The sequence below is a fragment of the Acinetobacter sp. TAC-1 genome (genome assembly GCF_029025845.1).
Classification (GTDB): domain Bacteria; phylum Pseudomonadota; class Gammaproteobacteria; order Pseudomonadales; family Moraxellaceae; genus Acinetobacter; species Acinetobacter guillouiae.
In genome coordinates, this window is record NZ_CP118892.1 from 2,702,536 (window position 1) to 2,724,645 (window position 22,110).

General features: G+C 37.6%; 19 protein-coding genes. 5 read left to right on the forward strand and 14 right to left on the reverse strand.

Annotated features, from left to right (window positions below; genetic code table 11):
* Positions 1 to 9: 9 nt before the first annotated feature.
* The 4 genes from PYV58_RS12700 to PYV58_RS12715 all read right to left on the reverse strand — a co-directional run bounded on the left by PYV58_RS12700 (position 10) and on the right by PYV58_RS12715 (position 6,770).
* Positions 10 to 3,618: an autotransporter outer membrane beta-barrel domain-containing protein gene (locus tag PYV58_RS12700; RefSeq protein WP_275059537.1), complete on the reverse strand. Its 3,609-nt coding sequence runs from the start codon at positions 3,616 to 3,618 to the stop codon at positions 10 to 12.
* Between the two features lie 489 nt (positions 3,619 to 4,107).
* The gene (locus tag PYV58_RS12705; protein ID WP_034612869.1) at positions 4,108 to 4,887 is read right to left on the reverse strand and encodes a TIGR03915 family putative DNA repair protein; all 780 of its coding nucleotides are present in this window, start codon (positions 4,885 to 4,887) and stop codon (positions 4,108 to 4,110) included.
* Positions 4,888 to 6,147, reverse strand: a complete 1,260-nt coding sequence (locus PYV58_RS12710; RefSeq protein WP_034612872.1) for a putative DNA modification/repair radical SAM protein — start codon at positions 6,145 to 6,147, stop codon at positions 4,888 to 4,890.
* 200 nt (positions 6,148 to 6,347) lie between these two features.
* Positions 6,348 to 6,770, reverse strand: a complete 423-nt coding sequence (locus tag PYV58_RS12715; RefSeq protein ID WP_004821026.1) for a PACE efflux transporter — start codon at positions 6,768 to 6,770, stop codon at positions 6,348 to 6,350.
* 93 nt (positions 6,771 to 6,863) lie between these two features.
* Here PYV58_RS12715 and PYV58_RS12720 point away from each other — a divergent pair, with 93 nt between their 5' ends.
* Together PYV58_RS12720 and trmB are read left to right on the forward strand one after the other, a co-directional pair.
* Positions 6,864 to 7,787: a LysR family transcriptional regulator gene (locus PYV58_RS12720; protein ID WP_004821025.1), complete on the forward strand. Its 924-nt coding sequence runs from the start codon at positions 6,864 to 6,866 to the stop codon at positions 7,785 to 7,787.
* A 139-nt stretch (positions 7,788 to 7,926) separates the two neighbouring features.
* Positions 7,927 to 8,643 carry a tRNA (guanosine(46)-N7)-methyltransferase TrmB gene (gene trmB, locus PYV58_RS12725; RefSeq protein ID WP_004821023.1) on the forward strand — a complete coding sequence of 239 codons (717 nt, stop codon included), beginning with the start codon at positions 7,927 to 7,929 and terminating at the stop codon, positions 8,641 to 8,643.
* A 126-nt stretch (positions 8,644 to 8,769) separates the two neighbouring features.
* Here the strand turns inward: trmB and PYV58_RS12730 are convergent, their stop codons facing one another.
* From PYV58_RS12730 to PYV58_RS12755, 6 genes are all read right to left on the reverse strand, one after another.
* Positions 8,770 to 9,993: a carbohydrate porin gene (locus tag PYV58_RS12730; protein ID WP_227504222.1), complete on the reverse strand. Its 1,224-nt coding sequence runs from the start codon at positions 9,991 to 9,993 to the stop codon at positions 8,770 to 8,772.
* 306 nt (positions 9,994 to 10,299) lie between these two features.
* Positions 10,300 to 11,007 carry a YoaK family protein gene (locus PYV58_RS12735; RefSeq protein ID WP_275059538.1) on the reverse strand — a complete coding sequence of 236 codons (708 nt, stop codon included), beginning with the start codon at positions 11,005 to 11,007 and terminating at the stop codon, positions 10,300 to 10,302.
* A gap of 48 nt (positions 11,008 to 11,055) precedes the next feature.
* Complete coding sequence (locus tag PYV58_RS12740; protein WP_034612880.1) at positions 11,056 to 11,733, reverse strand: YoaK family protein; 678 nt, start codon at positions 11,731 to 11,733, stop codon at positions 11,056 to 11,058.
* Between the two features lie 38 nt (positions 11,734 to 11,771).
* Complete coding sequence (locus PYV58_RS12745; protein ID WP_081407371.1) at positions 11,772 to 11,936, reverse strand: DUF1427 family protein; 165 nt, start codon at positions 11,934 to 11,936, stop codon at positions 11,772 to 11,774.
* Positions 11,937 to 11,992: 56 nt separating this feature from the next.
* Positions 11,993 to 13,867, reverse strand: coding sequence for an amidohydrolase (locus tag PYV58_RS12750; RefSeq protein WP_034612928.1), 1,875 nt, complete (start codon positions 13,865 to 13,867; stop codon positions 11,993 to 11,995).
* 39 nt (positions 13,868 to 13,906) lie between these two features.
* Positions 13,907 to 14,593 carry a hydrolase gene (locus PYV58_RS12755; protein WP_004821006.1) on the reverse strand — a complete coding sequence of 229 codons (687 nt, stop codon included), beginning with the start codon at positions 14,591 to 14,593 and terminating at the stop codon, positions 13,907 to 13,909.
* Between the two features lie 167 nt (positions 14,594 to 14,760).
* Here PYV58_RS12755 and PYV58_RS12760 point away from each other — a divergent pair, with 167 nt between their 5' ends.
* A complete protein-coding gene (locus tag PYV58_RS12760; RefSeq protein ID WP_034612883.1) occupies positions 14,761 to 15,645 on the forward strand; it encodes a LysR family transcriptional regulator in 885 nt (294 codons plus the stop codon).
* Positions 15,646 to 15,763: 118 nt separating this feature from the next.
* Here the strand turns inward: PYV58_RS12760 and PYV58_RS12765 are convergent, their stop codons facing one another.
* Positions 15,764 to 16,618, reverse strand: coding sequence for a hypothetical protein (locus PYV58_RS12765; protein WP_034612885.1), 855 nt, complete (start codon positions 16,616 to 16,618; stop codon positions 15,764 to 15,766).
* Between the two features lie 155 nt (positions 16,619 to 16,773).
* Between PYV58_RS12765 and PYV58_RS12770 the strand changes: the two genes are divergently transcribed.
* On the forward strand, positions 16,774 to 18,177 hold the full coding sequence (locus PYV58_RS12770) for a PLP-dependent aminotransferase family protein (protein ID WP_004721084.1): 1,404 nt from the start codon (positions 16,774 to 16,776) through the stop codon (positions 18,175 to 18,177).
* Between the two features lie 129 nt (positions 18,178 to 18,306).
* Positions 18,307 to 18,465: a hypothetical protein gene (locus PYV58_RS12775; RefSeq protein ID WP_004721086.1), complete on the forward strand. Its 159-nt coding sequence runs from the start codon at positions 18,307 to 18,309 to the stop codon at positions 18,463 to 18,465.
* 42 nt (positions 18,466 to 18,507) lie between these two features.
* On the opposite strand, the gene PYV58_RS12780 is transcribed toward PYV58_RS12775, so the two are convergent.
* The 3 genes from PYV58_RS12780 to PYV58_RS12790 form a co-directional block, all read right to left on the reverse strand.
* The gene (locus tag PYV58_RS12780) at positions 18,508 to 19,287 is read right to left on the reverse strand and encodes a Rossmann-like and DUF2520 domain-containing protein (protein ID WP_034612891.1); all 780 of its coding nucleotides are present in this window, start codon (positions 19,285 to 19,287) and stop codon (positions 18,508 to 18,510) included.
* An 88-nt stretch (positions 19,288 to 19,375) separates the two neighbouring features.
* Positions 19,376 to 20,410: a hypothetical protein gene (locus tag PYV58_RS12785; protein ID WP_034612893.1), complete on the reverse strand. Its 1,035-nt coding sequence runs from the start codon at positions 20,408 to 20,410 to the stop codon at positions 19,376 to 19,378.
* A gap of 144 nt (positions 20,411 to 20,554) precedes the next feature.
* Positions 20,555 to 22,105, reverse strand: coding sequence for an OmpA family protein (locus tag PYV58_RS12790; RefSeq protein WP_034612895.1), 1,551 nt, complete (start codon positions 22,103 to 22,105; stop codon positions 20,555 to 20,557).
* Positions 22,106 to 22,110: the final 5 nt, after the last annotated feature.

Sequence of the window (22,110 nt, forward strand, 5' to 3'; positions counted from 1 at the left end):
ATACTAGAATTAGAAATTCACTTTCCAACCAATATTTCCAATGAAATCGCTATAGTTATTACTACCCATCTGATATGAAAGATTAAACCATGCATAACTGTTTTTGCTTGTTTGCCCTTCAACACCAAATTTAACTTCACCCAAATTTGAGTTGCCAGAAATACCATAGTAACTATTATCTAACTTCACAAGTTTGTCTTCAGAATTATAAATCCAATTTAATGCGACGTATGGGCGATAGTTTGAGCTAGCTGCAATATCTGTAGGGACCACAAGAAAGGCTTTTGCTCCAAGACGAGTTTGAATATTGCCCTTGCCTTCATCAATTAACGTACCTGTAGATTTTTCTTTAAATGAATCTAATCGAACATCTTGGTAAATAAATTGACCTTGTGGTTGAATCCAATAACTAACGCCTTCACTTTGTCCAAGTTTATAGCTAGAACCTGCTTCTATTGAGGCCGTAATTCCTGAAGAATCATATTTTTCTGTTCCAAAATCTTGTCCAGATACTTCATTTTTAAACTTACTCCACATTGCCCATGTATCGACATATGCACCAGTTTTTTCAGTCGGATTTTCAAACCAAGTTCCATACAGACCAAAGCCGTAACCATCGAGTTTTGAAGATGATTTGTAATTTGTAATTGATGATTTGGAATCACTGCCTGCATTACCATAAGCAGCCATTAAGCCGACATTATATTCATCTTTTTCGCCAAAGTTTGCCAAACCTAAACCTGCATGTAAAACATAATGATGACCATCGGTATCAATCTGTCCAGATTTATCTTCAAATTCATTATAGCCCCCTACAGCTCTTAACCAGAGTTGACCGACATCATCTTTATTCATATTGGTGTATTCACTTGCACCAATACGATCTTCTAAACGATGGACAAATAAGTTATTGGCAATATTGGCATTAAAAGTATAACTACCAACCTCTGGGCGAATGACTGGTTGATGTGGACCTGTACTGCCTGTTGGACCAGTTGCTCCTGTATCCCCAGTTGCACCTGTAGAACCTGTGGCTCCAGTATCACCCGTTGCACCTGTAGAACCAGTTGCACCGGTAGAACCAGTTGCGCCCGTAGAACCAGTTGCGCCCGTAGAACCTGTGGCTCCAGTATCACCCGTTGCACCTGTAGAACCAGTCGCCCCAGTAGAACCTGTGGCTCCAGTATCACCCGTTGCACCTGTAGAACCTGTTGCGCCTGTAGAACCTGTGGCTCCGGTATCACCTGTTGCACCTGTAGAACCTGTCGCTCCAGTATCACCCGTTGCGCCCGTAGAACCTGTTGCACCTGTAGAACCTGTGGCTCCAGTATCACCCGTTGCGCCCGTAGAACCTGTTGCGCCCGTAGAACCTGTTGCGCCTGTAGAACCTGTGGCTCCAGTATCACCCGTTGCGCCCGTAGAACCTGTTGCGCCTGTAGAACCTGTTGCGCCTGTAGAACCTGTGGCTCCAGTATCACCCGTTGCGCCCGTAGAACCTGTGGCTCCAGTATCACCCGTTGCACCTGTAGAACCTGTGGCTCCAGTATCACCTGTTGCTCCAGTAGAACCAGTCGCTCCGGTATCACCTGTTGCACCCGTAGAACCAGTCGCTCCGGTATCACCCGTTTCACCTTTCATATTGAAACTTTCAAGATACCAGTCACCATTCGCATGCTTATTTAACAAATATTCATAACCGCCTTTTACAACACGGCGTTGTAAAAGAAATTCACCATTGGATGCACCATCGATGTCATACATCAAAATGGATTCTTTTCCAGTTGGATCAACCAGATTTAAGTTATTGACCCAAACCCAATCAATACCTTTATCAATCACATTACCCGTAATTTTGACGTTATCTGTATATGATTTACCATCTACACCTAAATCACCACTCTGTCCAAGACCCGTTAAATAAGAGTCCATTAGCCAAGTATTATTTCCAGTTGTATAGTCGCCAGTAATGGTTAATTTGTCTCCAGCTACACCATTAGCCAGATCAATTTGAGAGTTGGATGCAACAACGTTTCCTTTTAAGTTAAAAGCAGATTGTGTATTTGTAAGTAGATTACTGCGATTCACATCATGAGCAACAAGTTGTGAATTTATTAAATTTAATGTTGTAAAGTTCGCTTGAGTACTATTTCCATTCGCTTCCAATTGCCAAGTCGCGTTATTTTTTAAATTGAGAGTTAAAGTAGAGCTGTCTGTTTTATTTACAAGTCCCTGCATATATCCGTTTTCAAAATGATAATTGACTTGGCTTGGCGTTGTACTTGCTCCTTGAACATCAATCAAATACGCATTATTTCCCGTATTAGAAATCAGTGATGTGTTATCACCTCTAGCAGAGAAAATATAGTTTTTTTGGTTTGTTCCTACAGTAATTAAACTTGCCGTACTTGTAGCTGTTTTATTAATGATTAAATTATTAAATGTTGTAATTGTTTGATCTGTAGCTTGACTTGAATTACCACTAATATTAATAGCTTCCCTGCCTGCTTTAATCTCAGTACTAGAGGTAGCGGCATTGGCATCCAGTAAAGCGCCCTGCCAAATAATATCAATTGCAGAATCATTAAGCGCTTTAGTCGTATCTATGATCATTTTTCCTTTGGAGTATAAACGACCTTCGCCTGTACCAATTGCTGCTGTTTTCCCTAAACGAATAGCGTTTGCGCGAGTGGATGTACTCTCAATACTGATATTGCTATTATTTAAATGAACTTCTGGTACCACGCCACCTTGTTCAGAACCAGAAATATAAATTCCTATTGCATCATTTTTTTGATTTTTAATATCAATGTTTAAATCTTTATTCACCTCTACATAGCCAGCAGCACCATTACCAGAAGATTGTGGTGCTCCTTGAATTGCACGAATACCGACAACTAACGGATAATTTGATAAAAAGGATGGGTTATTATTTGCACTCATTTTAATATTTAAATTATCAAATATAGCTTTGGACCTCATCCCATTAAAAGCAGCTGTTTCTGCTGAATTAACACTTGACCCCACAACTACACCATAGTGCTCAAATCGTTCATTAAATGTTGGCCCTTTGGGTAAATCTAGCATGGTAAGATTCAATGTACCAATAGTTGAAGTACCCCCATGCGATACTCCCAGTCCTATTTTTGCAATATTATCCCCATTTGGATTGCTACTATTACTATCTAAATTTGTAATCGTGAGATCGAGTTTTTTTCCAGCGGCATTAAAAGAAGATGTAAAATTAGGTGCAGTTCCATAGACTGAAATCCCCCCCGATCCCTTGAGTGTTGTGGTTAAATCATTGGTCAGCGTTATGCTTCTGTTGGCATTTTGGCTATAAACTAAAAACCCAGTATTCCAAATACTTGTATTTCCTATTTCAGGTAAAATAGTAGATACCTCACAGTTAATATTTGCTCCAGTATTATTTGTATTATTAACCGTAACAGAGCCATTTGTTCCTTGCGTACACTCTACAGCTAAACTCGCTGAGGAAATCAGAACACCACCAATCAATAAAGTCACTTTCGATGATGATTTCCCTTTTCTCCCAAGCTCTGAACATACTACCCAAGCATTTAGGCTTACATTCCATATTAGTTTATAAATTCTATTCATGTGGTATTTCCTTGTATATTATTCTGTGATGTATTTTGCATTTTATAATTAACATATCAACAAAATAAAAACAACACAAATCACATACCACTATAAAATCAACATAAATTACAATTGCTTATACATGAATAAATTATACCATTTGATAGTATTTTCAAATAAAATAGAAAGCTGAAAAAATAAAAAAACTGTATAAGATTTATTCAAAAAATAAACATAAAACCTTTGCCTGTGTAAAGAGTGAAGACCTTAAATCATAAGCATTACAGTGTTTAAAATAGACAGCACACATGTTTTTTGTATTCATGTAATCGCTCCCTCTTTTGAGACATATAAAGATTAAATAAAAAATTCGGGAAGAAATAACTGTTGTGACGCCGCTCATATAATCCATAGCAATACCATAGACAAAGCCAGCTAGACATCAAAACCAAAACTATATTATTCAAGATCCAGCTATAGATACAGGCGATATCATTAATTTAATCTTTAAACCGTTTTCTCATTCATATAACGCCAATATCGCTTTGGTACATATTGAATATGTAGTTTAATGTTTTTCCGCGCTGAAATATTTACACTGTTAAAATAATCTTTCCAAAGCTGATCATATAGAACCTCTTGCTGATCTAATTCAACACTAAAATCTTGACTAGAACCTTGATGAATCTTTTGATCAATCTCTAAGACATTCATATTGACTTGATGAACCTGTCTTAAATCATAATAGATACCAAAATCTCGTTTTTCATCATAAATAAGCCAGCGCTGGTCTTGATATCTGGCTTTAAAATGCTTTTCGATCAAAGGCAAAACATTGAAATCTGGCTTAACCAAGCTTAAAAATAATTCATCTTTACATTTTTTAAAGCGAACAAAAGCTTCCATACGGTGCTTTTCTCTTCCCACTTGTTTGGCCCATTTTGACAGTGCCAAAACATCTGGATGACCAAAATCTCGATCAATCGCTTTTTGAGCGAAGAATGCATAAACACTAAAATTAAACAGATGTTGAAAAGCGTCCTCCTGTTCAGATAAAAAAGTATAGTAAAAATTACGTAAACCACTTGCTGAAACTTTTAACTTTAGGCCTTGCCAAACTCTATTGGCTTGAGCGTCATTAGATTCAACAAAAATCGTTTCATCAAATAAAGCGGCTTGAGTATTGTTTTCACTTGAGACAATGACATCAAACTCTTTAAATTGAAATGCACGAAATACACAGCACAAAATCCCTGTCATGGTCCCATCAAAAATATATTTCGCCATTTAGAATAACAAATCCAATTGTGGCGAAAGTTGTTGAGTATATTTTGAATGCCCTGTCTGTAATATTTTCTGGCGAATTTGGCTGGGTAATTGATCTTTTAAAAATGGAGGGGTATCAGCACAACGAATAAAATGCATTGCCCTGTTATACGCAATTCCCAGTTTTTTGATTTGATCAATATGAATTTTACCAAAGCGACGTGCTTGAACAATTTTCTTAGCTGAACGTACCCCAATTCCAGGGACTCTTAAGATCATTCGATATTCAGCTTGATTGATATCGATAGGAAATTGTTCAGGATGACGTAGTGCCCAACTCAGTTTTGGGTCGATATCTAAATCTAAATTTGGATGCTTTGCATTGACAATTTCAGTTGCTTCAAAGCCATAAAATCGCATTAACCAATCAGATTGATACAATCTATTTTCACGCAGTAATGGCGGTGCTGAACCCACCGAAGGCAACGCTTTTTCTTCATCATTAATCGGAATATAGCCCGAAAAATAAACCCGTTTGAGTTTAAACTCTTTGTAGTGACGATCAGCCATTAAGATAATATCCTGATCCGTTTCGTTATGTGCACCCACCACCATTTGAGTTGTTTGTCCTGCTGGAACAAACTTCGGCACAGTTTTTATAATTTTTCTTTCATCTTTAAATTGAATCAAACGGTCTCGAACAATGCCCAAATCTTTTTGCACTTCATCATGGGTTTTTTCAGGGGCAAACTTTTTAAGACCTTCTGCGGTAGGCATTTCTAAATTGATACTCATCCGATCTACATAAAGCCCTGCCTCATGGATAATCTCCTGTGAAGCACCTGGAATTGTTTTCAAATGAATATAGCCATTAAAGTTTTCTTCTAATCGTAACTTTTTAACGACTTGTAGCATACGCTCCATGGTATAGTCTGCTGACTTAAAAATTCCTGAACTGAGAAACAGCCCTTCGATATAATTTCTTCTATAAAAATTAATGGTTAAATCAACAACTTCTTGTACCGTAAAAGCAGCTCGTTTGACATCGTTAGAACGGCGAGAAACACAATATGAGCAATCAAAAATACACACATTGGAAAATAAGATTTTAAGCAGCGATACACATCGACCATCTTCGGTATAACTATGGCAAATTCCAGCGCCCGTATTGCCTAGCCCACTGTCTTTATTTTTGCGGTTACTGCCACTGGATGAACATGACACATCATACTTCGCAGCATCTGCTAAAATTTGCAGTTTTTCTCTAATACGCTCTGTCATCACTCACACCTAATTTTCCGAATGAACTTTAGTGATTATATAAATTATGAGCGGTCAACAATGGCGATTTCTTTATTGTTGCGACATCAGCTGTCGTATAAATTTAAAGCGTTAAATAGAAATTATTGTGCTAGGAAAAACCTAAATTATTGCCCATTCAATTGAATGGGCAATAATTTAAGCAGAAACAATTACATTTTTTAAGCTTGAGCGGAAAGTGGAACACCAAATAATCGATCAAAAGACCAATTAAAAATAAAGGTATAAATTGGAATGATAACAATTAAAGCCGCATCTAATAAAAATGCCTCTAGAAAACTAATATTCATCCACCAGGCAATCAATGGAATAAGAAAAACCACCAAGGTTAATTGAAATCCGATCGCATGAGCTACACGGCGTTTTACCGTACGTTGTCGTAAAGTTTGGCGTTTTTCCCATGCTTCAAAAATTAAGTTATAAATAAAGTTCCAGCTCACAGCAATCGTGGTAATCAGGAAAGCCAAAGGCCCTGTATGGGTTAATTGTGTACCCGAAAGTAGTGCCAGCCCTAAAGAAGAAATACCCAGTCCAATGATTTCATAGGTACTTACATAAATTACTCTACGTTTAAGACCTTGCATAAACTTACCCAAACAGATTTTCAAAAAAGCTATTTTAATTTCAGTTATAATAATAGATAAAGACAATAGCTTTCAGTTTGACTGATACCAATTATGAATTTCACCAGCGAAAATATAGAATTATTTGTAAAAGTACTGGATACAGGCTCTTTTTCTGCTGCGGCTCGTGCCTTAAATCGAGTACCATCAGCCGTCAGTATGGGTATTGCAAATATTGAAGCAGAATTAGGCTTACAGCTGTTTGAAAGAACACCCCGCAAAGTGATTCCAACAGCGTCCGCACTTGCCTTAGCCCCACAAGCAAGAATCATCTCAGAACAATTAAAACAATTGAGTAAACATGCTTATGAACTGTCCTTAGGTTTGGAGAGTACTTTAAAAATAGGTGTTGTATCGGATGTAAACAATCAAAAACTTTTACAATCTATTGATAAACTTGCAGCAAAATACCCACTGCTCAATATCGAAATCATTACTGCACCACAAGATGATATTTTGCATTTACTGTATTCAGAACAAATCACAATTTGTTTAGCAGGTTCAGGGCAACATATTAAAATGCAAGAACATTTGCAATTGGTCAGCATGGAAGTTGTTGTTGCAACAATCTCTGCAAATCATGCCTTGATGAATCAAGCAGTTCATCCTATTTATATCGAGGATTTGGTTAATGTTCGGCAAATTGTTGTTGCCAGTAGTGCACTTGATATTGCAGATTTGAGATCGGTAATTGCTGCATCTTATTGGCGAACCAATGATCTACAAACGGCGATTGATATGGTTGAGATCGGCTTAGGATGGGGAAATTTCCCATATTCATTGGTCAAACCACATATTGATGCTGGGCGTTTAATCCAAATTGATTTTAAAAATACCTACAATCAACTTTCCGTTCCGATTTATCTGATTTGGTTAAAAGATAAAGCACTCCCTAAAGCATCGCGGGAATTAATCGAGTTAATTAGACAAAGTCTAAATGAACATAACGACGCATTGAGTAACAGGAATAGTCTTTGACTCAGCGCGCGTTAATGATTTTATTTTATCCAGTTTTCATTGTAAATTTATTAGAATTGAATGAAATTCTATAAAAAATTTGACTTGCGAAGCTCAGCACTTACAATACGCCTTTTAGATTTCTAGTATTACCTAAATCATGTCAAACGATCAAATTGAAGCACAAATTGTAGAATTAGACAATTTGCAAGAACACCGTGAAATTGTGACATTTATGCGTAGATCGTCACCGCTCAATACTTCACAACGTACTGCGCTTGAACAACATCGTGATTTAATTTTGGAATACCCTGTCGGCGATTTACGTCAACACTTTGAACATCCTGAACGCCCACTTACGGTAGAAATTGGTTTTGGTATGGGCCGCTCTTTGGTCCTGATGGCAAAAGCCAATCCTGAACGTAATTTTGTTGGAATCGAAGTGCATGTGCCTGGTATTGCGCAATGTGTTTATGAAGCCGGTATGGCAGAAGTTAAAAACCTCCGTGTTTTAGATGCAGATGCAATCCAAGTTCTGCGTGAAATGCCTGACAATAGTATCAATACAGTTCAGCTTTATTTCCCTGATCCTTGGCAGAAAAAACGTCATTTTAAACGCCGTTTTGTTTCTCATGATCGTATGCCATTGGTTGAAGAAAAACTGGAAATCGGTGGTACATTCCATGCTGCAACAGACTGGGAACCGTATGCTGAATGGATGCTTGATGTTTTAGACAATCGTCCTCGTTTAGAAAATTTAGCAGGCAAAGGCAATAGCTATCCTCGTCCTGAATGGCGTCCACAAACCAAGTTTGAACGTCGTGGTATTGAGGCAGGTCATAAGATTAATGACTTTATTTTTAAGAAAATAAATTAATCCAAATCACCCTCCTTCTAAATTTATCTGTAGCATTAAATATCAAATATTTAATGCTATTTTTTTGTCTAATGTTGCCTATTTAAATTGGACTCATCCTAAAATATTTTAGCTAGATTTTTTATGCTAAAAGTTAAGCTTTGTTCCCAATGCCAAGACCCAAGCATTGTTGACATCATGTGTTGCACCAGGATGAACTATATATTGCAGGCTTGGACGTAACATCAGCCATTTTGTTGGATAATAACTATAATTTAATTCAATATTATATTCGGCATCAGCATTAAATTGTTTCTTATCTTCTGTAAAACGTTCATTGATATGAATACGATTAAGCGCAAAACCCAAATTATCCTCAGCTCGGCTGCTTATCACCCCATAATACTTTAAACCGATCTGTTGAGACTGATCCACCTTGTTGGTGGTACGGCTATGGAATGTAAAATTTGCAAAACTGTGTAAGCCCTGCTTTCCTACACCAACTGAAGTAAGTTGCTGGTCAAAATTAAACCAAGCACCATAAGTATGATTTTGCTGCTGTCCCGTCCGTATATCCTTTTGATTTTTAGCTTGATCTGCGCTGTTATACATTGCACCTACACGATAAGTTCCTGCCAATCCATTGATTAATGATTTCGGTTGCCAGATCATCTCTATGGGAATGGTGATACCATCAGCTTGATGGGTACTCAGATTCCAGCCATGACGTTCTAAAGCATTTTGAGGGTTATATTCATAAACGCCGATTTGTACGGCCAGATCTGGGTGAAATTGATATTTTAAACGGCCACCCCATTGAGAAATTGGAGAGTTATACCAAATTCCGCTTTGCCATTTCCCCATTTGCGCAGCACAAAATGAATTATTTTGAAATTCACAAGACATCACATTGAAATCTGTACCTATTCCCAAACGCCCTAATTTAATACTGAGCCCCTGTTGTTTAAAGTTTTTCTCCAAAGAAAACTCGGTCAGTCGACTTTTACTGTTACCACGACCATAATTTGCTTGAACATTGGCAATCTGTGGTGCAGATGGATCAGAAATATCTTCCGAAGATAAACTTTGTCCTTGTCTTGCTGTGATTGTTGCTCTTAATGTCATCCCCTCCCAATTTGCCAGCTTTTCTAAATCTAAAGTTGAACCAATTAAAAATTGACTGGCATATTTAGGATCATTCCCCGAATTGTAGCCACCATCGGCTAAATAAGCGCTGTCTACAATCAAGTTTGCATCTAATTTAATCCCTTGCTTTAAAAGTTCAGTCCGCATCCCCTGCCAATCACTAAACAAATAAGGACTATTTTTGTCTAAGCCGTGTTGAGCAGCATGCAACTGCATACTGAGCATTGAAACAAAAGGAATCATACATTTAATTAAATTTGACATAGGTTTACCTTAATTTTGCAAAGTCCATTATTAAAATAAATGACAGATGCTGGCTTTGCTGTTTGACAAGACATGGCTTAATTTTTGGATTTTTCAAAAATGTGAATGATGAATACGAGTTAAATCAATCAAGGCTTGATTTAACTAAAAAATGATTATTCCAATAGATATTTGAAGGAATTTTTAAGCGCCTACGTGATCACCATAATCATGACAAAAACGCCATCAAGCATGATTACTCATTGAGGTTTATTCATCATTAAGCCACTAGCTTGGTTGGACAAATCTTTGCTGAGCTGCGAGATAAGACAGATACAACACGGGTGCGACAAAGAAAGCGACACTCCAGAAATCTAGATACACATATAAAAAAGCACCTAAAAATGCGCCAATCACAAACCCCACCACAATGCTGAAACTATGCTGTAGCTTTTGCATATTGCTATCGTTCCGATCTCTTAAATAATTAGAAATATCTATACCTAACTGTGTTGTATTTCCCGTCATCATGGTGCTCGGACTAATATGTTTAATTAAGGTTTTACTTGAAGTGTTACGAATAGCTAAAGCGATCAGCCCTAAACCACCGGTAATTGCGACGGTGACACTATTGGCATCTTTAAATGGTTCAAAATATAAACCCGCAAGCATAAACCCAAGCAAAAAAATTGCTTCCCCCAAAAATAAATAACTTAAAGTGGTATGTTTTTGTACGCTACGATCAATCCAATATTTGGTGATGGCAACAGTCAGAATAAATAAGGGAATTGCCCCAAGCTTAATCCAAATCCCTGGCCCACCTTTGACCCAAGCAGCACCGGCTAAGACTAAGTTTCCTGTGACATGTGCAGTAAAAAAACCAAACAGTGCGATAAAGCCAATGGTATCAATTGCGCCACCCACAATTGTCAATAACAAAGGATCTCGACATGTTTTCCAAAACCCACTCGGTGGCGTCGTTTGTATATTTTCCATGTTCTACTCGTCATTCAATAATTAATTAGAATTAGGATCTGTCAAAACCTAAGCTTTTTTATAGTTGTCCCGATTGATGTAAATCATCAGTAACAAAACTGGGGGAAGCAAAAATAACCATAGCAATGCAAATTTATATACGATTGCAGCAACTGCGCACCCCAGTGCAAAACTCAACATGGTTGGGAAAATTGCAACAATACTCTGTCGAATTTGCAGTCTTTTTTCCTGAGAAGGTTTAGAAAAAAGCTCAGCAATATTTAACATCAATTGTGTTGTAGCACCCGTCATCACAGTTGTTGGTGATTCTTTCGTCCAATGGATACGATGCATCGCATTTTGAATCGCCATAGCCGCCACCAATAACATACCGACAGAGAAACTCATGACGGTATCGTATTTAGGAAAGGGTAAATAAAAATAGGAGCATACGGCGACAATACTAAGAAGCAAAAACATCAGCTTGAGAAAAAACGCATATGAACTGTTTTGATGGCGGATAAACTTTTGATCCAACAATTTGACTGATAAGACTGTAATACAGAACATCGGTAATGCTGCCAATTTGGCCCAAGCACCTGTTTGGCTCTCGGAGACTAAAGCCGCGCCTAATGTTACAAAATTACCTGTCACATGGGCAGAAAATAAGCCATGCAATGCGAGAAAGCTTGCAGTATCGACATAGCCTGCATTGAAGCTCAATAACTTACTTAGTCTAAATTGCATCGTTTGCCCCTTTCTCCTGTTATTACTTCACCCTATCGTTAGGATAATAAGTTTTTAATCATTGGCATGAGTTGTTCGCCAATAATCATCCCCAATAAACCGCATAGGGCCACAAAAGGTGGTGCTGGAGATTTCACATTTAATAGGTAATACAACACGCCAACCAACAACCCAACAGCCAAAGAGATCAGATAGATTTTCATAAATTTCTCCCCAATAAAATTCCACCTAGTTTCAGATGGAATTTTTTAGGTTGGTTTTAAAAAGCAAAACAAGAGCAGCCTAGTGCGCCCCAAAATGATTTTTTATCCTGATCATTGATAGGAACATCAAGCATCCATGCATGCGAATGTCCATGCATGCCACAGCTGCTAGAACATGCACACACTGCTGAATTTTTTTGTAAGGGTTGTAAGGAAGGCGCATTACGATTTTCAGAGTAGCGCCACTGCCCGCCAAATCGCTTGACTGGTGACCAATCAGGCGATGCGGGTGGAATCGGTGGATCTTGTTGCTTAAATTCGGCACCCGCATAAACCACTTTACCGTCCATCACCGTCATGACTGATTCAATAAATTGAATTTCATCGCCCTCAACAGTGAGATAGTCATCTGAAAGTACAACAAGGTCCGCATGTTCACCTGCGACTAAAGCGCCTTTATTACTTTGCTCGCCTGAAAACCAAGCCGATCCTTTGGTCCATAGTCTTAGCGCTGTCTGACGATCAAGTAAGTCTTTCTCATCATATAAAGCAAAGCCACCCACAGTTTTACCTGTGGTTAACCATGCCAAACAGACCCAAGGATTATATGATGCAACACGCGTCGCATCTGTTCCAGCACCCACTGGCACACCCAGCTCAAGCATTTTTTTTACCGGAGGCGTGTCTTTGGCTGCATCGGCACCATAACGCTGAACAAAGATTTCGCCTTGATATGCCATACGGTGTTGAATGGCAATTCCCCCCCCAAGTGCACCGATCCGTTCTATGTTTTTTTCTGAAACCGTCTCTGCATGGTCAATAATAAAACGGGTTTCAAATGGCTTTTTACCATTGACTCGTTCAAAAACATTGAGCAATCGACTAATGCTTTCATCATAGGTGGCGTGAATTCGAAACGGCCATTTCTTATCAGACAAATGTTCAACAATGGCTTCTAATTCGGTTTCCATTTTTTCTGGAAGATCTGGCCGAGGTTCATAAAAATCCTCAAAATCACCAGCTGACCAAGTCAAGTTTTCCCCCGCACCATTCATCATCAATAATGCATCGCCATCACCAGGAAACGTCATTTCTGTCCATCGTTGATAATCTTCTAACTCTTCACCGGCTTTTTGTGCAAAGAGGTTATAAGCAATACGAACGGTCATTTGATCTTTTTCATGCAATTGATTGATCACTGCATAATCATCTGGATAGTTTTGCCCGCCTCCTCCGGCATCAATCGCAGAAGTGACACCGAGTCGATTTAACTCACGCATAAAATGTCGGGTAGAATTCACTTGATCTTCGACAGGTAATTTGGGTGCTTTACCTAGTGTTGAATACAGAATTGCAGCAGAAGGCGTTGCCAATAATAAACCTGTTGGATCGCCTTTTTCATTGCGTTCTATTCTGCCCCCAGGTGGATCAGGAGTATCTTTATTAAAACCTAAGACATCTAATGCTGCTCTGTTCAGCATTGCGCTTGCATATAGATGCAGAATAAAAACTGGGGTATCAGGCGCAGCTTTATTGATTTCAGCTAAAGTTGGTAAACGCTTTTCTGCAAATTGGAATTCAGTCCACCCACCGACAACACGGACCCACTGTGGCGCTGGCGTATTTTCTGCCTGCTCTTTGAGTAAGTTTAAAGCATCTTTAACAGTCGGTACCCCTTCCCAACGCAACTCCATATTATAGTTAAGCCCGCCACGGATAATATGGAGATGGCTGTCATTTAAACCGGGAATAACGCGACGACCATTTAAATCAATCACTTTTGTCAAGTCGTTGGCCAACTTCATGATGCTATTTTCATCACCCGTGGCAAACACTTTTCCATCAGCGATCGCAATTGCATCTACTTCAGGTTGTTTCGGGTCAAGCGTGGTAATTTTGCCGTTCTTAAGAATTAACTGTACATCTGTCATGATCATCTCCATGTAGATGAATATTTATATCCATAAGGTTTATTTTGCTGACACAGGTGCAATAACTTCATGCTGCGTTGTGGTTCTTTCTGGCGCTTTATGTACCATGGTATATGCATAATCTACGCCCATACCGTATGCACCCGAATGTTCACGCACAATGTCCATCACTGCATCATAAGTTTCACGATGTGCCCAATCACGTTGCCACTCAAGTAAAACTTGTTGCCAGGTTACAGGAACCACGCCTGCTTGAATCATCCGTTGCATCGCATAATCATGTGCTTCTTTTGAAGTTCCACCTGAAGCATCGGCAACCATATAAATTTCATAATCACCTTCCAGCATCGCGCCAAAAGCGAATGTAATATTGCAAACTTCAGTCCATAAACCCGATACGATAATTTTTTTACGATGATTGGCTGCCAATGCATCACGAACCTTTTGGTCATCCCATGAGTTCATAGAGGTTCTTTCGAGCAAAGGTGCTTCAGGGAACACATTTAATAATTCTGGAAAAGTGTGTCCCGAAAAACTTTCTGTTTCTACTGTTGTAATAGTGGTTGGAATATTAAAAACCTGAGCAGCTTTAGCCAATCCCACCACATTATTTTTTAAAGTTTGACGATCAATTGACTGTACGCCAAAAGCCATTTGTGGTTGTTGATCAATAAAGATGATTTGACAGTTTTGAGGTGTAAGTTGTTCTAAAAATGCTTTATTCATTTTGATTCGCAACACATTTATAAAGGAATTTATATAAAAGCAAAAATACACGTAAACCACTAGACACTATTTTAAATACAAACTGTATCCTAAAAAGATACAATGATTGATCACTATAGAATGATGCGTTACTTTAATCATTCAAGTGAAGAGTACTTTAAAATTAAATGGATAAATTAGACTGTATCAATACGTTTATTAGTGTCGTTGAATATGGAAATTTCAGCAGCGCATCACGTCACTTAGGCATTACCAGAGATCAAGTTGCGAAAAGAATTTGTCATCTGGAAACTATTTTTAATACAGTCCTGTTCATCCGCAATACTCGCAAAATGGATTTAACTCATTCAGGTGAAAAATTTTATCAACACTCTAAAGTCATTATGAGTGAGTTTGAATGGGCAACCAGTGACTTTACCCATGACCAGAAATATCCCGAGGGTAAACTTAGAATCAATGCACCTCATTCATTTAGACATGCGCATCTTACCGAGATCATTTCTAAATTTATGACACAGTATCCCAACATCAAAATAGACTTGTTTCTTTCAGATAAGTTCTTAAATATCAGTGAAGATCAATATGATATTGTGCTCAGAATCAGTCAAGATATTGATCAGCGTAATGCCCACCTGTTTAGTACCTATCATCGACATTTTTATGCAACTACAGCTTACTTTGAAAAATTTGGCGTACCCAATACAATCGATGAGTTAAAACAGCACAGTCTATTGTTGTATTCACAAACGGATTCAAGCACTAAAATTGTGCTGAGTAAGAATAAAAAAGAAGAAACTATTTACTGTACGCCAAAATTGACATGCAACAGTGGCGATTTCCTTTTAGATTTTTGTAAACAAGATCAAGGCATTATATTTTTACCCGATTTTTTAGCCAAAAAAGATCAAGATGCCGGGAAAATTATGCGTTGTTTAGAGGATTATCATTCAAAGCAACTTTATTTTTATGCAATCACGCCTTCTCAACAAAAGATTCCTAAAAAAGTGAAGCTCTTTTTAGATCATCTCAAAAAACATTTATCTGATCGCTAATATATAAAGCTTTAGACCAGACTTTTACCTAAGAACTAAGTATTCACGGCTCATGTTGTATCTTTATACAATACATAAAGCACTTCAATAAAGCGTTGTGTATGCAAATACTCAGCATCTAAGCTTGCAAACTTGACACAGATTTGAATTTTGGACTAAACACATTGTTCTGTAATCGGGTCTGCATATATTCAGCATAAACCGATAGTTTTTCATAAATATGCTCAGAATAAAACATATCTTCGACTAGGTTTTGCGCTTGGGCTAGATCATAAAGACCTGATAAATTTAAAATTTTAGCATTCATTTCTGAAAATTTACGACATAAAACCACATGAAAATCATCTTTATATTTAAACAAAAGCTTCTGCATGTTTAATTTATGATCATGATGATCTAATTGCAGATTTATACCATCTTGATCATTTTTGGGATTTACCAAGAAAATTCGAACCTTAAAAAAACATTCTATTTCAAACAAATAATCTGGATTGATCGGTTGATCTGTAATTAAAAAGATACGATCAACTTCTGCCTGAGTCAGTGCTTTGAATAACTGAAAATATACGAACTCCTGCGCATCCCATGTTTGATCTTGTAGATCTAAAAATAAGTTTAAACTTTCTAGAACGACATCATCCTTGGTCAAGTTCATGGTTTTTTCAACCTGATAGTAAGGTTTTAAAATATCTTGAACTTGTGCAGTCAGAAGCGTTGAGTAAAGCACTGTTTGATTTAAATTCGCCAAAATAAACGGTGAAAACAAATAAGCCAAACTCAAATGATTTGAAGTAATTGCAGATTGGATAATCGCTGTACTTTTCTTTTTTGAAAATTCACGCAAGACTTTGGCACGCAACAATGTTGCTTCTAAGTTTACAAATCTTTGATTGAGTTGCTCTATCACATTTTCAGAGCAACCATGCTCACATAAAACTTGTGTGAGCACATTCAACTGAGTCGTCACAAACATATCCCTGCCTCATTCTATACTGCATCGCGTGCGACTATTTTGGAAAGAAATCAAAAAGAAATATAGCCACAAAATTTTAGAAAAAATATATAACAGATAGAGCTGTGCTGATTGCTTCTGTTATAGTTATTTTAAATACCCACTTGCATTGACCTATGTATAAATCTGAACAACTGGCCCATAGCCTAAAATTATTGATTGAAAATGGGACGTGGAAAGCACATGAAAAGTTACCCTCACTACGTCAACAGGTTGAACAGTCAGGTTTAAGTCTGATTACGGTGATGAATGCTTATCAAGAGCTCGAAGCGCAAGGCCTGATTTATTCAAAAGAAAAGTCAGGGTATTTTGTTGTAGAACAAAGCTCAGATCACCCCACTACATTACATGTGATTAATGAAACAGTTGAAATTAACTCCGTTGTTTTCAAATATTTAAAATCAACCCAGTCTGAACACATTATCCCTTTAGGTTCTGCCTTTCCCAATAGCCAGTTGCTCTACTCCGCTAAACTGATACAAACACTCGGACAACTTGCTCGACAACGGCGTAGCTATGAACAAACACCCAGTCTACCACCCGGAAATTATCAACTGAGAAAAATTATTGCTCAAAAATATGCTATGCAAGGCATCCCCACGGATCCATCTGATATTGTGATTACATCTGGAGGTTTAGATGCATTAAATCTTTCATTACAAGCACTTACACAAGCTGGGGACTATATTTTATTACAGCAGACGATTTTTTATGGGGCATGGCAAGCGGCTGAACGACTTGGATTAAAAGTAATTACCATCCCAGAACATCCTGAACATGGCATTGATTTAGACGCATTCGAACAGGCAATTTTAAAATATCCAATTAAAGTATGTTTGATGATGTTAAATGGTCAGAATCCAATTGGCTTTACTGTGAGTGATGAAATTAAATTAAAATTGGCGAAGTTACTCAACCAATATCAGATTTATTTGATTGAAGATGATGTCTATGAAGAACTTTACTATGATCAGAAAAAACCCCTCTCGATGAAGTATTTTGATCAACAAAATTGGGTGCTACATTGTTCTTCTTTTTCCAAAACATTAGGTGCAGGTTTTCGTATCGGTTGGGTCTATGCTGGTAAATTTTCTGAACATATTCAACATACTCAACTTATGAGCACCCTTTCAGTCAACTCATTTATCCAAAATGCCTTAGTTGAATACCTCTCTCATCGTCATTATGAAAAACATTTAAAAACTTTACGATCCACCTTACAACGCTATAAAAAACAATATTTTAATTATTTAAAAACCCATTTACCTGAGCAATGTCATGTTAATTATTATCCTTCAGGGTACTTTTTATGGATTGAATTGCCTGAACAAGTCGATAGTAATGAGATCTATCAGCACATGTTAGAACACGGTGTTAGTGTCGCACCGAGCAGCTTATTTAATATTAGCAATCAACAAAATCACTTTATTCGGATGAATTGTTCATTTGAAATGAATGAAAAGATTCAAAATGCATTAAACCAATTGATTTATATTATTGGTAAATCCGTGACGACATAAGCTGAATTTTTATAACAGATTCATCAATGCTTACTTATCTGTTATAGTTTTTTTCTAATTTTTTGTATCTACAGTGTGAACATGTTTCTATCCATAATGAACCTATATTAAGCAGAAAGAGATTTTGCGATGAATGATGACAAAAGCCCTAAAAAACCACAATATGCTGATAGCTCGATTTCAGACAAAGCCTTTAAACGCATGATCATCTGGTTTTTTATCTACTGTAGCCTGTTTTGTATTGGTGTTATTGTCACAATCGGTGCAGATCACGCTGCTTTAAACTAGATCTCAATTGATTTAAAAAGATACGATTGATAAAACACTCACTTAATCAAGTGAGTGTTTTTTCTGTATCTGTTGGCTTAAAAGTGTATAGACAACTTTAAGATCTTCCCGCCCCATATCCTGTAACATGTGTTGATGCATATCTAAAATATTCACATCTCCACGTCTTGCAGGACCCGTCTGCATTGTTTCAGGATCATTTTGAGTGGCTTTTTTTGCTGTTTCCAAAATTAATGGATACAGTAAATTAAAATCGACCTGCTGTGCATCAACCACTTGTTTAGCCATGTCATAACAATAATTTGTAAAATTACAGGCAAATACCCCTGCCAAATGTAAGCTCAGCCGCTGCGCTGAATTATATGGATAAACCTGATTACTTAGGTTATTTGCTAGCGTCGTTAAAGTAGACAAATCCTCTTGCAAAGCTGTTTCAATAAACAACGGGGTATTCTGCCAATCCACTTCACGTTCAAAGCTAAAAGTCTGTAAGGGATAAAAAACCCCAGATTTTACATGGTGTTCAGTCAATATATTGAGATTGGTACTGCCAGAAGTATGAACAATCAAAACATCCGAAAGTTGTGAATGAATCGTTTGAATGACTTGAGCAATGGCTTGGTCACTCACTGCAATAATTAATAAATCAATTGCAGGCTCTATACAATGCACAGCATCAATAGCCTGAGCACTCACCTGCTGGGCTAAGCGTTGTGCATTGTTTAAATCACGACTATAAATCTGAACAATATGATGTTGTTTTGACAGTGCTTTTGCAAAATGTGTAGCAACACGACCTGAACCAACAATACTAATACGCATATCGACATCTAAAACTTTAAATATACTTACAGCATGCCAATAAAAAAGGGATGAATCAATTCATCCCTCTCAGATTATGATGATTACATCAATTTAATGCATTGTTTAAATAAATAATTCGCTCAGCGGTACGTTTATTAAAACACTTGGTATATTGCATCTCTTTATTTTGTTGAGACATCGCATCATCCCAATATTGACGTTGTTGCTGATAGGTTTCAATTTCACTGTCTGGAATATCACCAAAACTTTTCTGTGAAATGACTTTACAATCAACATCACGTTTTTCAAACCATTCTGTTTGATCTTGCTTAAATTGTGCTTTTTGTTCATCATTCAAACTGTCCCAAGTCTGGTTTAAACGATCAACTTGTTTGAGCTTTTCTTCATCTAGCTCTTTTTTACGGATATCCATGGCTTTTTGTGCAAGCGCTGTTTGCTCTGCATTTTCAATTTGGTTGACCTGCTCGCGTTCACGCATATCTTTATTTTCTTTCATATAGGCTGCGTATTGCACCGCTTTTACCGTAACAAAAGTTACCCCTTGAATAACTGCATCCTGATTAAGCACATCAAGGGTTAAACCATCTTTATCTGTTTTCACAACATTATAGTTAAACTTGCCTTTTAGCTGATCATTGGCTAGTACCAATTTAGATTCACCAGCTTCGATATACTCACGTATGCTGCGATACCCATCACCTTCACATCCATCCTCACAATCTTGCCCAAATTCTGCATATGAATTTTCAGCACGCTGTTGTAAGCCTTTCGGAAATTGAACCACTAACTGACTTTCACATTCCAGTTGATTGGTTTTAGATGAGTCTTCAGTGATCGTACGAACATTCTTCACTTCAAACTTTAAAGCATTGTTAATTTTCTGAAGTAGTGCTTGGTCAGCTTCATAACCAGAATTTTTAATATTGTCTGCGACTTCACGCAAATACTCATCTTTCAAATATTTTTGAATTTGATTGATATTATCTTGATTGGTACAACTCCACTCTGCAAGTTCAGCATTACCTTCATCTTTTTTCTTTTTGAAGTAATCACAGCCTGACAGCATCAAGGTACTAGAAATCGCAGCAATCATAAATAATGGGTTTAATGATTTATTCATTGTTTATCCGATCATATTTTTATGTGGCTCATTTAACCAAATAATTGAAGAATTTTCGAGTAAAAAATAAAAAGCTTCTGGATATTCAGAAGCTTTTTATACAATTTATGCGCGTTTTCGTACAGAGCATATAACTAAAAGGGATTATGGCGTCGTTGCACCAAGTACTTCAAACTCAATACGACGGTTTTTAAATTGCCCTTCTTTGGTTGAATTATCTGCAATTGGATTGTCTTGACCATGTCCTTCAGCAGTTAACTGTGAGGTATGTACGCCCTTTTCAACCAAATATGCAACAACCGATTTTGCACGTTTTTCAGATAATTTTTTGTTTGAGTCCGCATTCCCAACATTATCGGTATAACCTTTAACCACGAGTTTTGCATCTGGTAGTTGTTTTAACAAATTCGCTGCTTTATCCAAAATCGCTTTATTGGCTTCTGGAATACCTGAAGAACCTGTCGCAAAATTAATTACCTGTAAATTCAATGCAGCTGCAATATCATTTACATTGGCTTTATCTGCCTGAATGCTTGACAGTGCTTGGTCTGCTTGTGAGTTACTTGTATCTACATTTGCAGCACTGCTTGTTGCAGCTGCATTTGCATCGGCTGTTTGCTCTACAGAAATATGTAGATTAGGAGCAATAGCTTTTAACTCATCTGCCAATTTTTGTGCTTGTGCTAAATCTGCTGTTTGAATGGTAAGTTGATCACCGATCCAAGCCAGTGAAATATTTGGAATGCCTTTAATTTTAGCCAACACCTGATCTACAGCATTTTGATCCGGCAAATCAGCGGCATAAGTACTGCTGGCTGTGAGTTGACAATGATCGGTTTGACCAAACACAGAGGCAATACTGGTTTTTAAACTGTCCAATAAAGATTGACTGCTCGATTGTGCCTGACAACTTGCTAATTTACCTTCAGCATCTGTTGAAATTTGCAGTTCAGCGGCTTGCACATCAGCAACAGCTTGTGAAGCTCCACTGCTTACTGGATCTCCCCCTACAGGTGGCTTGCTACTGCACTGTTTAAATAACAATGCGGCCAATCCTGCAATCACCAACAAAGCAATAATTGGCAATAACCAATTGGATTTTTTAGGTTCATCTTGGATCGAATTTGTTGTGATTGTAGACGTATCAAGGGGTACTGGTGTTGGAGATACACTTTGTACAGGTATCGGTGCCACAGGTTCTACAGGCGGGATAACTGCCTCAGCAACAGGTGCAGCTTGAGTCGTGGCTGCGAAACCAAGACCACCTACACTTAAACCCAATGTGGCAAATAATCCTGTTGCCCAAGCTGGCAAAGCATCCTGAATATTGTTCCATTGCGCTTTGATAAAATCAAAAATTTCATGCTTATCATCTGAACCTGCTTGATCTGCAAGCAATGATAAAGTTGGAGCAATAGAGTGGTTTAATGTGGTTTCAATTTCTTGGGTTGGTGCATTGCCCGCAACCAGTCCTAAAAAATGTGTGACTGTTTCTGGTTGATGACTGAAAATATCGCCTAAGCGAGGATTTAGATTTTGTTGAAGTGTATTAATAAGTTCTGGTTTTGATTTTAAAACTGAGAGGAGAATGGGATAAAAGGCACTTAAAGCACCGATTTTTTCATCTTGAAACTGAAGATCACCCTGTAAAACTTTTGTGGTCACCCGTTCTTTTAGAAGCTCAATAATATTCATAATTT